At 61.4% G+C, this 16,029-nt stretch carries 15 protein-coding genes; 6 read left to right on the top strand and 9 right to left on the bottom strand.

The window, feature by feature from the left end:
* The first annotated feature begins 93 nt into the window (after positions 1–93).
* A complete protein-coding gene (locus AABE10_RS10395) occupies positions 94–567 on the top strand; it encodes a type VI secretion system tube protein Hcp (RefSeq protein ID WP_342933831.1) in 474 nt (157 codons plus the stop codon).
* Between the two features lie 382 nt (positions 568–949).
* Entirely contained in the window at positions 950–1,528 is a 579-nt protein-coding gene (locus AABE10_RS10390) for a hypothetical protein (protein ID WP_342933172.1), read from the top strand.
* Between the two features lie 149 nt (positions 1,529–1,677).
* On the opposite strand, the gene AABE10_RS10385 is transcribed toward AABE10_RS10390, so the two are convergent.
* From AABE10_RS10385 to AABE10_RS10355, 7 genes are read right to left on the bottom strand one after another with little or no spacing between them, the layout of a single operon-like run.
* Positions 1,678–1,959: a hypothetical protein gene (locus AABE10_RS10385; protein ID WP_342933171.1), complete on the bottom strand. Its 282-nt coding sequence runs from the start codon at positions 1,957–1,959 to the stop codon at positions 1,678–1,680.
* A 12-nt stretch (positions 1,960–1,971) separates the two neighbouring features.
* Entirely contained in the window at positions 1,972–2,433 is a 462-nt protein-coding gene (locus tag AABE10_RS10380; RefSeq protein ID WP_342933170.1) for a dihydroneopterin aldolase, read from the bottom strand.
* A complete protein-coding gene (locus AABE10_RS10375) occupies positions 2,430–3,080 on the bottom strand; it encodes a sarcosine oxidase subunit gamma (protein ID WP_428983295.1) in 651 nt (216 codons plus the stop codon). The genes AABE10_RS10380 and AABE10_RS10375 overlap by 4 nt, the downstream gene beginning before the upstream one ends.
* Positions 3,070–6,069: a sarcosine oxidase subunit alpha family protein gene (locus AABE10_RS10370; RefSeq protein ID WP_342933169.1), complete on the bottom strand. Its 3,000-nt coding sequence runs from the start codon at positions 6,067–6,069 to the stop codon at positions 3,070–3,072. The genes AABE10_RS10375 and AABE10_RS10370 overlap by 11 nt, the downstream gene beginning before the upstream one ends.
* Positions 6,066–6,365 (bottom strand): sarcosine oxidase subunit delta, encoded by a 300-nt coding sequence (locus tag AABE10_RS10365; RefSeq protein WP_342933168.1) that lies wholly within the window; start codon positions 6,363–6,365, stop codon positions 6,066–6,068. Before AABE10_RS10365 ends, AABE10_RS10370 begins: the two co-directional genes overlap by 4 nt.
* Positions 6,366–6,390: 25 nt before the next feature.
* Entirely contained in the window at positions 6,391–7,635 is a 1,245-nt protein-coding gene (locus tag AABE10_RS10360) for a sarcosine oxidase subunit beta family protein (protein WP_087733733.1), read from the bottom strand.
* 37 nt (positions 7,636–7,672) lie between these two features.
* A complete protein-coding gene (locus AABE10_RS10355; RefSeq protein ID WP_342933167.1) occupies positions 7,673–9,061 on the bottom strand; it encodes an L-serine ammonia-lyase in 1,389 nt (462 codons plus the stop codon).
* Positions 9,062–9,463: 402 nt separating this feature from the next.
* On the opposite strand from AABE10_RS10355, the gene AABE10_RS10350 reads away from it, so the two are divergent.
* From AABE10_RS10350 to AABE10_RS10335, 4 genes are all read left to right on the top strand, one after another.
* Complete coding sequence (locus tag AABE10_RS10350) at positions 9,464–10,549, top strand: GlxA family transcriptional regulator (RefSeq protein WP_342933166.1); 1,086 nt, start codon at positions 9,464–9,466, stop codon at positions 10,547–10,549.
* 605 nt (positions 10,550–11,154) lie between these two features.
* A complete protein-coding gene (locus AABE10_RS10345; protein ID WP_342933165.1) occupies positions 11,155–11,628 on the top strand; it encodes a type VI secretion system tube protein Hcp in 474 nt (157 codons plus the stop codon).
* Between the two features lie 15 nt (positions 11,629–11,643).
* Positions 11,644–12,126 (top strand): DUF2778 domain-containing protein, encoded by a 483-nt coding sequence (locus AABE10_RS10340; protein ID WP_342933164.1) that lies wholly within the window; start codon positions 11,644–11,646, stop codon positions 12,124–12,126.
* A gap of 44 nt (positions 12,127–12,170) precedes the next feature.
* Complete coding sequence (locus AABE10_RS10335) at positions 12,171–12,428, top strand: hypothetical protein (RefSeq protein ID WP_342933163.1); 258 nt, start codon at positions 12,171–12,173, stop codon at positions 12,426–12,428.
* 887 nt (positions 12,429–13,315) lie between these two features.
* Here the strand turns inward: AABE10_RS10335 and zwf are convergent.
* The gene (gene zwf, locus AABE10_RS10330; protein ID WP_342933162.1) at positions 13,316–14,800 is read right to left on the bottom strand and encodes a glucose-6-phosphate dehydrogenase; all 1,485 of its coding nucleotides are present in this window, start codon (positions 14,798–14,800) and stop codon (positions 13,316–13,318) included.
* A gap of 245 nt (positions 14,801–15,045) precedes the next feature.
* A complete protein-coding gene (gene lhpI / locus AABE10_RS10325) occupies positions 15,046–15,963 on the bottom strand; it encodes a bifunctional Delta(1)-pyrroline-2-carboxylate/Delta(1)-piperideine-2-carboxylate reductase (protein ID WP_342933161.1) in 918 nt (305 codons plus the stop codon).
* Positions 15,964–16,029 lie beyond the last annotated feature (66 nt).

Here is a 16,029-nt window from a genome sequence, read left to right as displayed (position 1 = left end):
CAATCACAACACCCGATTTCACACCGCTTTACATTTTCACGAACAGGATATGCTACAAGCCATGTTCCATCCCTTTTGCAAGGCGACGTGAACATGGCGGATATGTTTGTCAAGATCGACGGTATCGGCGGTGAATCGCAGGACATGGAGCATCGCGGCGAGATAGAAGTATCAAACTGGCGATGGAAGATTTCTCAACAGTCGAGCATGATGTCCGGCTCAGGTGGTGGAGCGGGCAAAGCCTCAATAGCCGATCTCGAGTTCGTGCATCAAATTGATCGGGCGAGTCCGAACCTGATGCGTTACTGCCTGACCGGCAGACATATTCCCAGAGTTGTACTGTCCATGCGCAAAGCTGGCGGAGTACCTCTCGATTTCCTGAAAATCATCATGGGCGATGTGGTTATCACGTCCGTGGAGCCGATCGTTTTTGGCGACAACTATTACGAGCATGTAGGCCTGTCGTTTTCCCGCGTCAAGCAGGAATACGTGCAGCAAAGCACTAGCGGCGCAAGCGCGGGCACTGTCACCGCTACATTCGACGTCAAAGAGAATCTTGAACGGTGAAGCATCCGAACTATTTCGCGCTATTGATAGGACTTTGCCTGTCAGTGGGCGCAGCCTTTTACTTGTACTCGGTCATCGAGTTTCGGCTGTCATCAGTCGTGGTAACCGGCAAGGTCGTATGCCTGAATGCCGGGGGGCACCACCCGCAGATAGCGTTCGATGCGAAGGATGGTCGGCACTTTGAGCGGCCTACTGGCACGACGTGGTCTTATGAGGCCGGTCAGGTTGTTCCGATTCGATATAGCCCCGACGATCCAGACGGTTCGGCAATGATTGATAGTGCTATCGATCTATGGCGATGGCCTCTATTCGTTGTCTTTCTCGCAGCCGCATTCGTCACTGGTGGACTGCGAGGAGAGCCTTTCAGAAACAGGAGGATACGTTGAAGGTTCTCAGAAAGAGCCACTGGCAGTTCAACACGAGTGCTGGCGGAGGCATTGGCTGCGGCATTTTCAGTGCTGAGAGTGGTATGTTCGTACTCGATGATCGGTCCAGACACCTATATCAATATCTCTACAGCGGGTTTGGTCCAAACTTTTCAAGTTCATTAACCTCGTTGCTTCATATTCCAAAGTTTGCGCTTCCGAAATTCATTATCAAGAACGACGAATTGAGTGGATCAGGTTCGAGTACTGCCTTTGATAGCGTTGGCACGTTGTTCCTGACGGAGGCGTTTAAAGGCACCGACTTGAAAGATCCCAAAAGCCTCGAAGGCGGGACGGTCTATCTCGAAGGTGCGGCTGGATATTTGTTTGGAGTGACCGGCTCACTGATGCTCTTGGGTATCAATCGTGATCTTCTAATCATGGGAATCGTGAAGCCGGACCTGATCGGCATGGCGATTCGCAGCGCACCCGTGGTATTGACAATGGCCGGCGACAACGAGGGACTGCAAAATAGTGGTGGCGTTGGCTTCCTGGTCGGGCAAATCACATACAAAGGCTTGTACATTGAGAACTAGTGGTGAGTTCCATGTTGTGCCGCGCTGTGCGGTACTGGAACTAACAAATGGCGTTGCATCTCGAATCCGGCGCTTCTAAAGTTGAGCGTTCTCAGCGACGAGGTAATCAGGCCAATTCGATCGCCAGGGACAAACTGACCGACGTCGTCTCAATCGTCCTGATCCTCACGAGCATGCCTCCCCGCCCGCGCCCGAGCCTCCCCCACCACCCTCGCCAGCGTCGCGGGGCTCATCCGCGCGGCAACTTCCCGCACATACTCGTGATGCCTCGCATCGAGCGGCGCATCGAGGTGTTGCGCCTGCAAATAGCGGATCAACGCAATCCGCCGATGCCCAAGCGCAATGCTCTGATCGAGCAGCGCGACGGCCGCGTGCGCATCGCCGGCCGCATACGCGCGCTTGAGCAGTTCGGACGTGAGGGCGCGCGACATGGCAAAAAACGCTCACCGCGCAACGCAAGCCGCGCGATGCATGTCGTAATCGGCACGCGTCCAATCCAGCTCGACACCGATCCGCTTCGTACCCTCACGAATCTTCGGCTTGTGCAAACAAAGCGTGAGTGCATCGAGGGCGGGCCACTCGTCGAACGAAAGCCGCGCGATTTCCACAGCGAGCGTTTCGAGCATCCGCGTATGCGGCTTCGTCGCGAGAAACTCGCTCACGCAGTTGCAGTAACGCTCGTAGTCGATCATCGCGTGCGAACCCTCTTCCGAAGGCTCGCAGCGATACGCAAGGCTCGCGTCGATCACGACAGGCTGCGGCGCGAGATGCTCGTGCGCGTGAATGCCGATGCGCGTCGACACGACCAGTTCGTCGATGAAGACGCGCCAGCCCCTGCCGCGCGTCCCATGCGAGCCGCGCAACGGCTGCACGTAAGCCGCCAGAGGTTCTTCGAACGGCTTCACGACAACAGCGGCTCAGCCGCGTCGAGCATGATACGCACGAAGTAATCGGCGAAGCTGCGGCGCACGACGATTTCATACGTATTGTCGGCGACGGGCACGAGCACGATCGACGCCTTGAAGTAATGGCTCTGCGCGCACTGGCCTGGCGCGAACATACGCGGATGCAGATCGAGCGGACAGCCCCGCGCGATCACATCGCGGACTTTCTCGCCGCTCACTTCGAGCACCGTCCAGCCGCTGCCGATATCGACGGCCGATGCGAATTGCCCTTGCAGCGCTTCGACCAGCTTGTCCTCGGCGACGGGCGCCTGCGGCTGCAGCGAACGCACGAGCCACTCGTCCGGGCCGAGCCACAGCACGTCATAGCCGTTGCCGCGCGCAACCGTATTCGGCTTCGCGGGCGGACGACAGCCCGTCACGCTTTCGACGGCGCCGAGAAACGCGGCATCGCGCGCATCGCCACGCAGCGTCACCAGATCGCAAAACGCCTTCTCGCGCAGGTGAAATTTCGTCGACGGCGCGGCCGCATGCTTCTTCACCAGGTCACCCACGCCGACGAGCGGCGACTCCTGCCAGGGCTGACCCGCCATGCGTTGCGCGACAGCCGAGGTAGCGCCCGGTGCATTGTTCCTTGCTTCATTCCACATGTTGACGCACTCCTTCCGTGTCGTAGAAAACCGGGCTCGCGATCTTCGCAGCGATCTGCTTGCCGCTCGACAGCGGGATCGTCACGCTCTGCCCCATCTTGTTCAGCCCGCCCTTGACCACGGCGAGCGCGATCGAACGATTCAGGATCGGGCTGTAATAGCTCGACGTCACGTGTCCGAGCATCGGCGCCGTGTCGCCCTGGAACGGACCGGCGACGATCTGGCTACCCTCCGGGATCACGAATTGCGGATCGTCGGAAAGCAGACCGACGAACTGCTTGCGTCCGTCCTTCGCGGTGTCCGAACGCGTGAGCGAACGTCTTCCGAGAAAGTCCTTCGACTTCGCAACCAGCCCGCCCATGCCCAAGTCGTGCGGCGTGATCGAGCCGTCGGTGTCCTGGCCGACGATGATGTAGCCCTTCTCCGCGCGCAGCACGTGCATCGTTTCGGTGCCGTACGGCGTGATATCGAACTCGGCGCCCGCAGCCATCAGCGCTTCCCATACCGCGCGGCCCATGTTCGCGGGCACGTTCACTTCATACGCGAGCTCGCCCGAGAAGCTGATGCGCATCACGCGCGCCTTCACGCCCGCAACGGTGCCGTTGCGATACGACATGAACGGGAACGCCTCGTTGGCGAAGTCGATGTCGCTGCACACTTTCTGCACGACCTTGCGGCTCTTCGGACCGACGACCGCGAACGTCGCCCAGTGGTCGGTGACGGATGCGAGGCGCACCTTCATGTCGGGCCACTCGGTCTGCAGCCAGCGCTCCATCCACGTGAGCACGCGCGCCGCGCCACCCGTCGTGGTGGTCATCATGAAGTGCTGTTCGCCGAGGCGCACGGTTACGCCGTCGTCGAACACCATGCCGTTTTCGTCAAGCATCAGGCCATAGCGGCACTTGCCGACTTCGAGCTTGCTCCACGGATTCGTGTAAACCCAGTTCAGCAGCTTCGCGGCATCGGGGCCCTGAATGTCGATCTTGCCGAGCGTCGACGCATCGAGAATGCCGACGCTGTTGCGCACCGCGAGGCACTCGCGCTTCACGGCCGCGTGCAGATCTTCGCCCTTCAGCGGGAAGTACCAGGGGCGCTTCCAGTTGCCGACGTCCTCGAACATCGCGCCGTTCTCGACGTGCCATTCATGCACAGCCGTCTTGCGGATCGGGTCGAGCAGATCGCCGAGCTCACGGCCCGCGAACGTGCCGAAGCTCACGGGCGTGTAGTTCGGGCGGAACGTCGTCGTGCCCGTTTCGGGAATCGACTTGCCGAGCGCATCCGCGAGAATCGCCATGCCGTTGATGTTGCCGAGCTTGCCCTGATCGGTGCCGAAGCCCATCGCCGTATAGCGCTTCACGTGCTCGACGGATTCGAAGCCTTCGCGCGCGGCGAGCAGAATGTCCGCTGCCGACACGTCGTTCTGGAAATCGACGAACTGCTTGGGGCCGCGCGCCGCTTCCACGCGGCTGCCGACGAGCCATAGCGGCTGGATCGGCGACTCGGTGACTTCCGCGACCTGCGGCACTTGCGGGCGCGTCACTGCATACCCGATCGATTTCACGGCTTCGACACCGGCATCGACGGCAAGTCGCAAGCCGCGTGCGAGGCTGAACTCGCCCGCTGCCGCGCCGACGCTCGTCTCCGGCTGCATGCCCTTGCCCGGCACGAAGCAGACCTTCGTGTCGTTCCAGTGCGCCTTGCCGCCCGACTGCGCGAACAGGTGAAGCACGGGGCTGAAGCCGCCCGACATCGCGACGAGATCGCATTGCAGATCCGCCTGCTTCGCGCCCGTCTTGCCGTTCGCGTACGCGACCACTTCGACTGACGTCACGCGCTGCTTGCCGTGCGCCGTCATCACGGCCGCGTTGTTCATGATCTTCACGCCGTGACGGCGCGCCGCCGCCTGCAATGCGCCGCTGCCCTGCGCGCGCGGATCGACGACCGTCACCGTCGCGCCGCATGCCTTCATGTCGAGCGCGCACTGATAGCCCGCGTCGTTATTCGTGAACACGACGGCGTTGCGGCCCGGCATCACGCCAAAGCGCTGGATATACGTCGACACCGCCGACGCCAGCATCACGCCCGGCAGATCGTTGTTGCCGAACACGATGGGACGCTCGTGCGCGCCCGTCGCGAGAATCACGCGCTTCGCGCGGATCTTCCACAGCAGCTCGCGCGTGCCCTTGCGCATCGACACGGGCAGATGATCGGTCAGGCGCTGCGTCACCGTGACGAGATTGTGGTCCTGATAGCCGAACGCCGTGCTGCGCGTGAGGATCTTCACGTCCGGCATGCGCGACAGTTCCGCTTCGATCTTCTCGACCCAGCTCATTGCCTGGCGTCCGTCGATCTCCGTCTTGCACGACAGCAGGCTGCCGCCGAGCTCGCGCTGGTCGTCGACGAGAATCACGCGCGCGCCGTTGACAGCCGCCGCATGCGCGGCCGCGAGACCCGTCGGCCCGCCGCCGACCACGAGCACGTCGCAATGCGCGTAGCACTTGTCGTAGCGGTCGGCGTCGCGCACGTCCGGCGACTTGCCGAGACCCGCCGCTTCACGAATCTTTTCTTCGTACTTCGGCCACCATTTTTGCGGCCACATGAACGTCTTGTAGTAGAAGCCCGCGGGCATGAAGCGCGAGAACTTCTGGTTGATCGCCATGCGATCGTGTTCGAGATTGGGCTCGGCGTTCACGCTCGTCGCAACGAGTCCCTGATACAGTTCGATCTCCGTGGCGCGCGCATTCGGCACCGTGTACGCGCCGCGCTCGAGTTGCACGACGGCATTCGGTTCGGCGACGTCGGCCGTGACGATGCCGCGCGGACGGTGATACTTGAAGCTGCGCGCGACGAAATGCACGCCGTTCGCGAGCAGCGCCGACGCGAGCGTGTCGCCCTGAAAGCCCTGATACGTGCGGCCGTTGAACGTGAAGGTCAGCGGAATCGCGCGGTTGATGCGCCCACCGGCGCCGAGGCGGTTCTTCTGGCTCATTGCTTGTTGCCCCCTTGTGCATCAGCGGACGTATTGCCGGATTTGAACGTGTCGTAGCTCTGGATGTTGTACGAGACGGTGTCGCGCGTCGCCATGAACCAGCGGCGGCAGCCTTGCGTGTGCAGCCATTGCTCGCGGTGCACGCCGCGCGGGTTCTTGCGCATGAACAGGTAGTCGCCCCATTCCTTGTCGCTGAGCTTGTCGGTGTCGAGCGGACGCGCGATGTCGGCTTCGCCGCCACATGAGAATTCGGATTCGGCGCGCGGCCCGCACCACGGGCATTCGATCATCAGCATGTTTCTTTCTCCACGAGTGCGTTGTTTAGTGGGCCACGGCGGCAGCGCCGTGTTCGTCGATCAGATGGCCGGTGTAGAAGCGGTCCAGCGAGAACGGCGCGTTCAGCGGATGCGGTTCGTCGTTCGCGATCGTGTGCGCGAACACCCAGCCCGAGCCGGGCGTCGCCTTGAAGCCGCCCGTGCCCCAGCCGCAGTTGAAGTACAGGCCCTTCACGTCGGTCTTGCTGATGATCGGGCACGCGTCCGGCGACACGTCGACGATGCCACCCCACTGGCGGTTCATCCGCACGCGCGAGAACACCGGGAACATTTCGACGATTGCCTGCAGCGTGCCTTCGATGATGTGGAAGCTGCCGCGCTGTCCGAAGCCCGTGTACTGGTCGACGCCCGCGCCGATCACCAGATCGCCCTTGTCGGACTGGCTGATGTACGCGTGCACCGCGTTCGACATGATCACCGAGTTGACGACGGGCTTGATCGGCTCCGACACGAGCGCCTGCAACGGATGACTTTCGAGCGGCAGACGGATGCCCGCCATGTCGGCGAGCGTCGTCGTGTTGCCGGCTGCGACGACGGCGACCTTCTTCGCCTTGATGAAGCCCTTCACCGTATCGACGCCCGTCACGCGGCCGCCGTCGCGGCGAATGCCCGTCACCTGGCAATTCTGGATGATGTCTACGCCCGCCTGGTCCGCGCCGCGCGCGAAGCCCCACGCAACGGCATCGTGACGCGCGACGCCTGCGCGCCGTTGAATGGACGCGCCGAGCACGGGATAGCGGCTGTTCAGGTTGATCGTCGGCTCGATTTCCTTGATCTGCTCGGGCGTGAGGAATTCGGCATCGACGCCGTTCAGCCGGTTCGCGTTGACGCGGCGCTCGGTGTCGCGCACGTCCTGCAGCGTGTGCGCGAGGTTCATCACGCCGCGCTGCGAGAACATCACGTTGTAGTTCAGATCCTGCGAGAGCCCTTCCCACAGCTTCATCGCCTTCTCGTACAACGCCGCCGATTCGTCCCACAGATAGTTCGAACGCACGATCGTCGTGTTGCGCGCCGTATTGCCGCCGCCGATCCAGCCCTTTTCAAGAATCGCGACGTTCTTCACGCCGTGCTCCTTCGCGAGGTAGTACGCGGTCGCAAGACCATGCCCGCCGCCGCCGACGATCACGACGTCGTATTCCTTCTTCGGCTCCGGGCTCCTCCACTGCCGCTCCCAGTTCTCGTGATACGACAACCCGTTGCGGAACAGACTGAATATCGAATAGCGGCTCATCGTGCAGACCCCTTCGTCGTTGCCTTGCTGGTTTCCATTAGCATTCGATGACGTTCACGGCGAGACCACCGCGCGACGTCTCCTTGTATTTCGTTTTCATGTCGGCGCCCGTCTCGCGCATCGTCTTGATGACGTTGTCGAGCGTCACGTAGTGCTGGCCGTCGCCCTTCAGCGCCATGCGCGAAGCGTTCAGCGCCTTGATCGCGCCCATTGCATTGCGCTCGATGCACGGAATCTGCACGAGGCCGCCGACGGGATCGCAAGTCATGCCGAGGTTGTGCTCCATGCCGATCTCGGCGGCGTTTTCGACTTGCGTCGGCGTGCCGCCCATCACGGCCGCGAGCGCCGCTGCGGCCATCGAGCACGCGACGCCCACTTCGCCCTGGCAGCCCACTTCCGCGCCGGAAATCGACGCCGTCTCCTTGTAAATGATGCCGATGGCGGCCGCCGTCAAAAGGAAATCGACGATGCCGTTCTCGTTCGAGCCCGGCACGAACTTCACGTAGTAGTGCAACACGGCGGGAATCACGCCGGCTGCGCCGTTGGTCGGCGCGGTGACGACACGGCCGCCCGCGGCGTTCTCTTCGTTGACGGCCATTGCGTAGAGATTGACCCAGTCGAGCATCGACAGCGGATCGCGCAGCGACTCTTCGGATCGCGTGCGCAGTTGCACGGAGAGATCGGCGGCGCGGCGCTTCACCTTCATCGGGCCGGGTAGTTCGCCGTGCATCTTGCAGCCGCGCTCGACGCAAGCGGCCATCGTGCGCCAGATGGTCAGCAGGCCTTCGCGCACGTCTTCCGGCGAGCGCGATGCGCATTCGTTCGCGAACGTCACCTGCGCGACGGACAGGCCGCTTTCGCGGCACACGCGCATCAGGTCGTCGCCGGTGCGGAACGGATACGGCACTTCGCCGCCCGCGCGCACGCCATTCACGCGATCGCCTTCGCGGTTCACGACAAAGCCGCCGCCGACCGAGTAATACTCTTTCTCGACGAGCAACTGGCCGTTCTCGTCGAAGGCCTGGAAGCGCATGCCGTTCGGATGCACGACGCTGCCCGTGCCGCTCATCAGACGGCGGAAGAACGCGATGTGCTCTTTTTCGTCGAAGGCGATTGCGTGCTTGCCGAGCAGCGACAGCCGCTTGTCCTTGCGGATCTGCGCGAGGCGCGGCTCGATCAGGTCGGGGTCGATGGTGTCGGGCAGATGGCCTTCGAGACCGAGCAGCACCGCCTTGTCGGTGCCGTGGCCCTTGCCCGTCGCGCCGAGCGAGCCGTACAGCTCGACTTTCACGCGGCGCACGAACGCGAGCAGATTCGCGTCCTCGATATGCGAAGCGAAGCGGCATGCGGCGATCATCGGGCCGACGGTGTGCGAACTCGATGGGCCGATGCCGATCTTGAACAGGTCGAAAACGCTGACGTTCATGGAAACCTTGCTCAGTGGAGTGGGCGGAAACGCGGAACTTGCGAAGTGACGCCAGTACACCAAAGCGTAAAATCCGCAGATAGAACAAAAACGGCATTGACGTGGGATGGCGACGCCAGCGCCCGCTCCGGCTGCGTTTCTGCGCAACTCGGCGACGGAAAAACGCAAGTCCTGGCGGGCAGTGGCTCGCCGGATCGCACGCCTGTTGAAGGCCGGCGCGCTTCGCATCCGCGAAGGTCGGTGTCGGAAAAGGACAAGAGGCATGAAGCCGGATCGGCGACGCTAGGGTTATCCCCACGCGCGCGTTTTAGTGCTGCCTTTTTTGTGCTGTGTTTCTGCTTTGCTTCGTCAGCCCTTGTTCAGCCTGCCGGACCTTATGACGTTTTCCTGCGCCATTGCGCCATGACCATCGTTGACTCGCTACCGCTGACTTCCATCGATGCGCTGCCCAAAGAGCGCATCCGTTTCGGCATCATCCTGTTGCCCAACTTCACGCTGACGGCTTTTTCCGGCTTCGTCGACATGCTGCGCCTGTCGGCCGACGAAGGCGACTACAGCAAGCCGGTGCGCTGCTCATGGAGCGTGATCGGCGAATCGCTCGCGCCCGTGCGCGCAAGTTGCGGCATCCAGATCACGCCGTGGGAGACATTCGCCGATGCCGAGCCGTTCGACTATGTGGTCGTCGTCGGCGGGCTCTTGCATTCGGGGCCGCAGGCAAGCGACGAGACCTTGCAGTTCATCCGCAATGCGGCGCGCTCGAACGCGACGCTGGTCGGCATCTGCACCGGCGTGTTCGCGCTGATGCGCGCGGGCGTGCTCGACGAGCACCGGATCTGCGTCAGCTGGTTTCACTACTGGGATTTCGTCGAGCGCTTTCCTTCCGTCAATTCGGACGCGCTGATCGCGGACCGGCTGTTCGTGATCGACCGTCGACGGATCACGTGCTCGGGCGGGCGTGCGTCGATCGACGTCGCGGCGGCGATCCTGCTGCGGCACTTCGAGACGGCGACGGTGCAGAAGGCGCTGCGGATTCTGCTCGTCGGCGAGATGCAGAAAGGGAACGCGCCGCAGCCGCATCCGCCGGGACTCGAACCGGCGACGCATCCGAAGGTCAAGCGCGCGATCCTGCTGATGGAGCAACACGTCGGGCGCACGCTGCCGCTCGAGGAACTGGCTTGCAAGCTGGATCTGTCGCCGCGTCAGCTGGAGCGGCTGTTCAAGGCGGAGACGGGCAAGAGTCCGCAGGCCTTCGCGAAGCAGGTTCGGCTGAGAACGGCTGCGTGGCTGCTGACGAGTTCGGATCGTACTGTCGCGGATATCGCGTCGAGTTGCGGCTTCTCCGACGCGTCGCATCTGGGACGCGAGTTCCGCAAGGAGTTTGGCATGCCCCCGGTGATGTTCAGGGAGCAACGCGGCGGAACGCCGGTTGAAGGCGATGCAGCGGCTGCGTATGAGGAGACGTTTCCGGGGAGGGTGGATGTGTTTTGAGGGGGGGCGGATGCTGGCAGTTCACACGAAAAAGGCGAACATCCTCTCCGCCAAGATGTAGATCAAAACCCAGTAAGGGCATGACGGCTGCAATGGACGCGTGTTCCTTCCCGGTGAGCGTTGCCATGTGGACGCGGTGAACCGCGAAACGGCAGTAGCGAACAGTCTCGAAGGATGTTCGCATTACGCTAGTGAATCCCGAGAAGCTGTGTGCGCAAGGCTAGCGGCATTGTTCGCATTGCGCTGATGTTCGCATTATGCGGACTTCGCGCCTACACGTGCGTGACGACGGTTGGTACGGAAAATCGTCCACGTCGAAGGCTCGCGTTATGCGCCACCAGTGTGCGCAACATGCGAATTCTTCCGTCTTACAAGAGACTCTCAACAAACGGCTGCACCTCAATAAAAATGCATGCCTTCTTTGCATCACTCACTTTTTCGGACAATTCTTGTATCCGCCCACAGCACTATTGAGGATGGTAGAGGTCGGGTTGCGATGCTCTCCCGTCCTTCGACGCGGATAACATCAACGCAAGCGGCCCTGTCCAGAAGGCGATTGAAATACGCAATACGCTGGAAAACCCATAAACACAACAGGAACCGGAATGGCAGACATTTTCATCAAAATCAACGGTATCGATGGCGAATCGCAGGATGCTTCGCACGTGAACGAAATTGATGTAATCGGATGGCGTTGGAAAGTTTCTCAGCAGTCGACCATGATGTCGGGCTCCGGCGGCGGTGCGGGTAAGGCCACGGTTTCCGACCTTCAATTCACGCACCAGCTAGACCGTGCCAGCCCGAATCTGGCCAGGTACTGCTTCACGGGCAAGCACATTGACCAGGTGAAATTGACCGCGCGAAAGGCGGGAGGAACACCATTCGAGTACTTGAAAATCACGATGTACGACGTGGTCATTACCGAGGTTGAGCCTGTCGGCGGCGGGGATGCTTGTCACGAAGACGTGCACCTTTCTTTTGCGACAATGAAGCATGAATACTTCGTGCAGAACCAGCTAGGGGGAAGCGGCGGTGCGATCACTGCTACCTTGTACGTCAAGAACAATACGACCAATTGATCTGGTGCAAGTGAAATGCCCGTCAAATGCATTTTTATTCTTAACAAGCAGGAGTCCTCTACTCTCACCTGTGAAGGAACGGCACCGGTAGACGCATTCTCGGGAACCGGTCAAGGCAGGGACAATCCTGACGATACAGCCATGGAAAATGTCGGACCGCTTCCCAAAGGGACGTACTACCTTGTGGACCGCCAGTCAGGTGGTTACCTAGGCTTCCTGTACGACTGGTGGGATGCGCATGCCTATGGCTCAACCGACAGACATACGTGGTTCATGCTCTGGAATCCGTTATCCGGCGATACGACCAACGTTAACGGCATCAAACGAGGTAATTTCAGGTTGCACCCCAAAGGCCCTCTGGGATTGAGTCACGGTTGTATCACGGTCGTCGCCCCTTATGAATTTGACCGCCTTCAAAAATTCATCCGTTCGCGAGGACAGACCTTGCCGGTGCCAGGCACAACGTTGCGAGCCTACGGAACCGTCGAGGTCAGGTGAAAATGTCATTCCTGAAACGGATACTGCGATACGTAGCTTGGGGCATGGCGTCAGTTGTCGGAGGATGGCAGCTAACGTATGTCATTGCAGCATTACCCTTCAATATGCCGATATTTGTGGAGACCTTTATTCGATTCTGCCTGTCCGTAACCGGCGCAGAATACCTGGGAAACCCAGAGGATATGGCAACACTTGCGTTGATGCTTTATTGGGCAATCGCCACGCTGCTTGTTGGCGCTTTTCTCTTTCTCTGCTACTTCGCGGTACGCCGCCATCGCGCCAAAAAAATTCACGGGCAGTGAGGGGGCGAACCGCTTGCGTCAAATACCTGTCCCAAGCATCCGAAGGTCTGCACAAGAGAAGGCCGCTACATCATTCGCCCAATGAAGAGCTCGCCATCGTCCTCGACGAAATTCATGTAATCAGATGGCCCCTGTACGTCAAGAACAACACGACAAATTGACTTGAGATAAGTCGAATGCCCGTCAAATGCACTTTCGTCCTTAACAAGCAGGTGTCCTCTACTCTCATCTGTGATATAAGCGCGACGATAGGTGAAGTGAAGAAAATCGCCGTGAAGTTGGTAGTTTGCGCCGCTTTCATTGCAGCGTCGGTTATCGGTGGGCTATATCTCTCGCACCTCCCAGATCTGATTCCATGCGGGAACATTACCGATATATTCCCTTGCAGTGACATGCCGTATTCAGTTGAGATATTTATAAGGTTCTGTCTGTCATTGGACGCAGTGACCTGGCAAACCCCGACGACATGGAAGCGATCCCAGCGTTGCTTTATTGGGCAATAGCGACGCTGCTAGTTAGCGCTTTTCTGTTTCTCTGCTACTTCGCGGTACGCCGCCATCATGCAAAAAAAATTTACGGACAGTGACGGGGCGAACCGCTTGCGTCAAATACCTGTCCCAAGCATCCGAAGATTCACACACGAGAATGCCGTTACATCTTTCGCCCAGTGAATACGGCGCGTGTGCGATCGCCGCGCTCGAAGTTAGCGATGTGCGCCCTGGCAAAGGCAGGCACATCGAGTCACGGCATCGCGGGTTGATGCTCTTTCTTCGCGTTCTGCTTCGGCAGCACATGATCGACAACCGAAACCGGGGGCGCGGTAATGTGACCATGCGCCCACTGTATCCTCTCCGCCTTCCCCCGACCAACTATTCGGTCAGCGCCGATCACATCTCCTCCGACCACACCATATTCTCCCTTGCCATCATCGCCGTCGAAGCGCCCGGTCCGAACGTGCCCGCCGTATAGCCACGCGGCTTGTCGCCGTTGCGCTTCCAGCCCTCGATGATGGGATCGACCCACGTCCATGCCGCTTCCAGTTCGTCGCGGCGCATGAAGTGCGTGAGCCGGCCGCGCACGACGTCGATCAGCAGACGCTCATACGCTTCCGCGCGACGGCTCGTGAACGCCTGCTCCAGATCGAGATTCAGGTTCACGGGCAAGGTGCGCATGCCGCTGCCCGGCTCTTTCGCGAGCATCTGCAACTGGATCGATTCGGCAGGCTGAAGCTGGATCACCAGGCGGTTGCCGCAATTGCGCGGACCGCACGGGCTGTTCGGCATGATCGAGAAGGGCATGTCCGCGAATTCGATGACGATCTCCGACACCTTCTTCGCCATCCGTTTGCCCGTGCGCAGATAGAACGGCACATTCGCCCAGCGCCAGTTGTTGATATGCGCGCGCAACGCGACGAAGGTTTCCGCGCGGCTGTCGGGCGGCACGTTCGCTTCTTCCAGATAGCCCTTGACGGGCTCGCCGCCGACTGCGCCTGCCGTGTACTGGCCGCGCACCGTGTCGCGCGCAATGTCTTCGGCCGTCATCGGGCGCAGCGAGCGCAGCACCTTCAGCTTCTCGTCGCGCACGGCATCCGCATCGAGCGAAACGGGTGGCTCCATCGCGACGATGCACAGCAGCTGAAGCAGATGGTTCTGCACCATGTCGCGCATCGCGCCCGTATGGTCGTAGAAGCCCGCGCGCGTGCCCACGCCGACCGACTCGGCTACCGTGATCTGCACGCTGCGGATATACGGCGCCTGCCACAGCGGCCCGAAGATCGCATTGCCGAAGCGCAGCACCATCAGGTTCTGCACCGTCTCCTTGCCGAGGTAGTGATCGATACGATAAATCTGGTGCTCTTCGAAATGCCTGCCGACCGAGTTGTTGATCGCCTTCGCCGATTCGAGATCGTGGCCGAGCGGCTTTTCGAGCACGACGCGCGCGCGCTCGTCGACGAGATCGTGCGAAGCGAGGTTGTCGCAGATCGCCGTGAACAGTTCCGGCGACGTCGACAGATAGAACACGCGCAGCGCATCCTTGCGCGACGCTTCGGCGAGCCGCACGTAATCGGCGGGCTGATCGACGTCGACGCGCACGTATTCGAAGAGCGCGAGAAAGTGGTCCCATGCGGCCGAGTCGAACGCCTTCGACTCGATAAAGGGCCTGCTCTGCTCATCCATCCATTTCAGATAGTCTTCGCGCTGCCAGTCGCGGCGGCCGATCGCGAGGATGCGCGTCTCGGCGGGCAGATTGCCGTGCGCGTGCGCCATGTAGAGCGCGGGCAACAGCTTGCGGGCTGACAGGTCGCCGGCGCCGCCGAAGATGATCATGTCGAGCGGGTGGTCCGGCGAGGCGGGAGCGTTGGAAGTCGTCATAGCGCGGTCGCGAAAGATGAACTGCTGGTAGAAACGCAAGCCCGTCCAGACCGCCCTTTCAGGCAGCGCTCATGCCGGACGCGTTTGCGCGAGACGACTATGGTGCAACGTTTTCGGATTGTTTGCACGCATGCTTTCGTGACACGACACGCACGTCCGTTCGTGCCGGATCTCGCTCTCGCGAAACCGGAAACACCCGCCGGAAGCGAAGACGCAAGCGCAGACGCAAGCGCGTTCGCGGTCGCTCAGCCCGCGCCCAGCGTCGATCGCGCGACGCGTCCCGCGGCCAGATCCCACGCCGCGCAGCCAACGGTCTTGAACACGATCGCCCCGTCGAGCGCCGGCTTCCGCTCGAGCGCGTCCGCCATGCCCGTCACCGTCGACCAGTCGATGCCCGCCTGGATGAAATCGCCCGCTTCGTGCTTCGCGCCCGCCAGATCGTCGACGTAAAGCGCGCTGCCCGCGAGCGTGCGTGCGCCGATCTCGCACATCTGCGGCGTGAACGCGCCGACACCGATCACGAGCCGCCCCGCGCGCGGCGCTTCGTCGTAGACGGCCTGGCGGCTCGTCGTCAGCGCGATCACGACATCGACGGAATCGGGCGTCGCCGTATCGGCGAGCGGCTGAAGATCGCGCGCGCTGCCGCGCTGCGCATCGCAGAACGCCTGCGCGCGAGCCGCCGACGTGCCCCGCACGCGCACGCGCGCGTCCGGATACAGCTCGCCGATCGCCTGCAGATGGCTTGCCGCCTGCGTGCCCGTGCCGACCAGCAGAAAGTCCTTCGGCGCGGCGCGCGAGAGCGTCTCGATGCCGAGCATCGTCATTGCGGCCGTGCGGCGTCCCGTGACGGTCGGACCGTCGAGAATGAAGAGCGTCTTGCCCGTTTCGGGATCGAACGTCATGACCTGGCCGTGGATCGTCGGCAGCGCGCGCTCGCCGTTGCGCGGGCACACGTTGACGAGCTTGTGGATCGCGAGATCGGGCGCGGCGGCCGGCATCGACAGCATGACGCCGTTGTCGTTCAGCGGCACCACCAACCGCTTGGGACTCGCGACGCGTCCCGCTGCGTAATCGGCGGCGGCCGTCTTCAGCGCATCGACGAGCGCGCGAAAGGGAATCAGGCGGGCCGTTTCGGCGGCATCGAAAATCGGCGTGCTGCTCATGGCGGGGCGTGCTCCTCTAACGTTGAGTCGTGCGTTCGGTTTCGTGTTCGCGCGGAGGCTCGATCG

Source organism: Paraburkholderia diazotrophica (assembly GCF_038900755.1).
Lineage (GTDB): Bacteria > Pseudomonadota > Gammaproteobacteria > Burkholderiales > Burkholderiaceae > Paraburkholderia > Paraburkholderia diazotrophica_A.
This window is presented reverse-complemented; position numbering and strand designations above follow the sequence as displayed.

Coding starts and splice junctions, on each gene's coding strand:
- AABE10_RS10395 (WP_342933831.1), top strand. CDS start 94: ATGGCGGATATGTTTGTCAAGATCGACGGTATCGGCGGTGAATCGCAG.
- AABE10_RS10385 (WP_342933171.1), bottom strand. CDS start 1,959: ATGTCGCGCGCCCTCACGTCCGAACTGCTCAAGCGCGCGTATGCGGCC.
- AABE10_RS10375 (WP_428983295.1), bottom strand. CDS start 3,080: ATGTGGAATGAAGCAAGGAACAATGCACCGGGCGCTACCTCGGCTGTC.
- AABE10_RS10370 (WP_342933169.1), bottom strand. CDS start 6,069: ATGAGCCAGAAGAACCGCCTCGGCGCCGGTGGGCGCATCAACCGCGCG.
- AABE10_RS10365 (WP_342933168.1), bottom strand. CDS start 6,365: ATGCTGATGATCGAATGCCCGTGGTGCGGGCCGCGCGCCGAATCCGAA.
- AABE10_RS10360 (WP_087733733.1), bottom strand. CDS start 7,635: ATGAGCCGCTATTCGATATTCAGTCTGTTCCGCAACGGGTTGTCGTAT.
- AABE10_RS10355 (WP_342933167.1), bottom strand. CDS start 9,061: ATGAACGTCAGCGTTTTCGACCTGTTCAAGATCGGCATCGGCCCATCG.
- AABE10_RS10350 (WP_342933166.1), top strand. CDS start 9,464: ATGACCATCGTTGACTCGCTACCGCTGACTTCCATCGATGCGCTGCCC.
- AABE10_RS10345 (WP_342933165.1), top strand. CDS start 11,155: ATGGCAGACATTTTCATCAAAATCAACGGTATCGATGGCGAATCGCAG.
- AABE10_RS10340 (WP_342933164.1), top strand. CDS start 11,644: ATGCCCGTCAAATGCATTTTTATTCTTAACAAGCAGGAGTCCTCTACT.
- AABE10_RS10335 (WP_342933163.1), top strand. CDS start 12,171: ATGGCGTCAGTTGTCGGAGGATGGCAGCTAACGTATGTCATTGCAGCA.
- zwf (WP_342933162.1), bottom strand. CDS start 14,800: ATGACGACTTCCAACGCTCCCGCCTCGCCGGACCACCCGCTCGACATG.
- lhpI (WP_342933161.1), bottom strand. CDS start 15,963: ATGAGCAGCACGCCGATTTTCGATGCCGCCGAAACGGCCCGCCTGATT.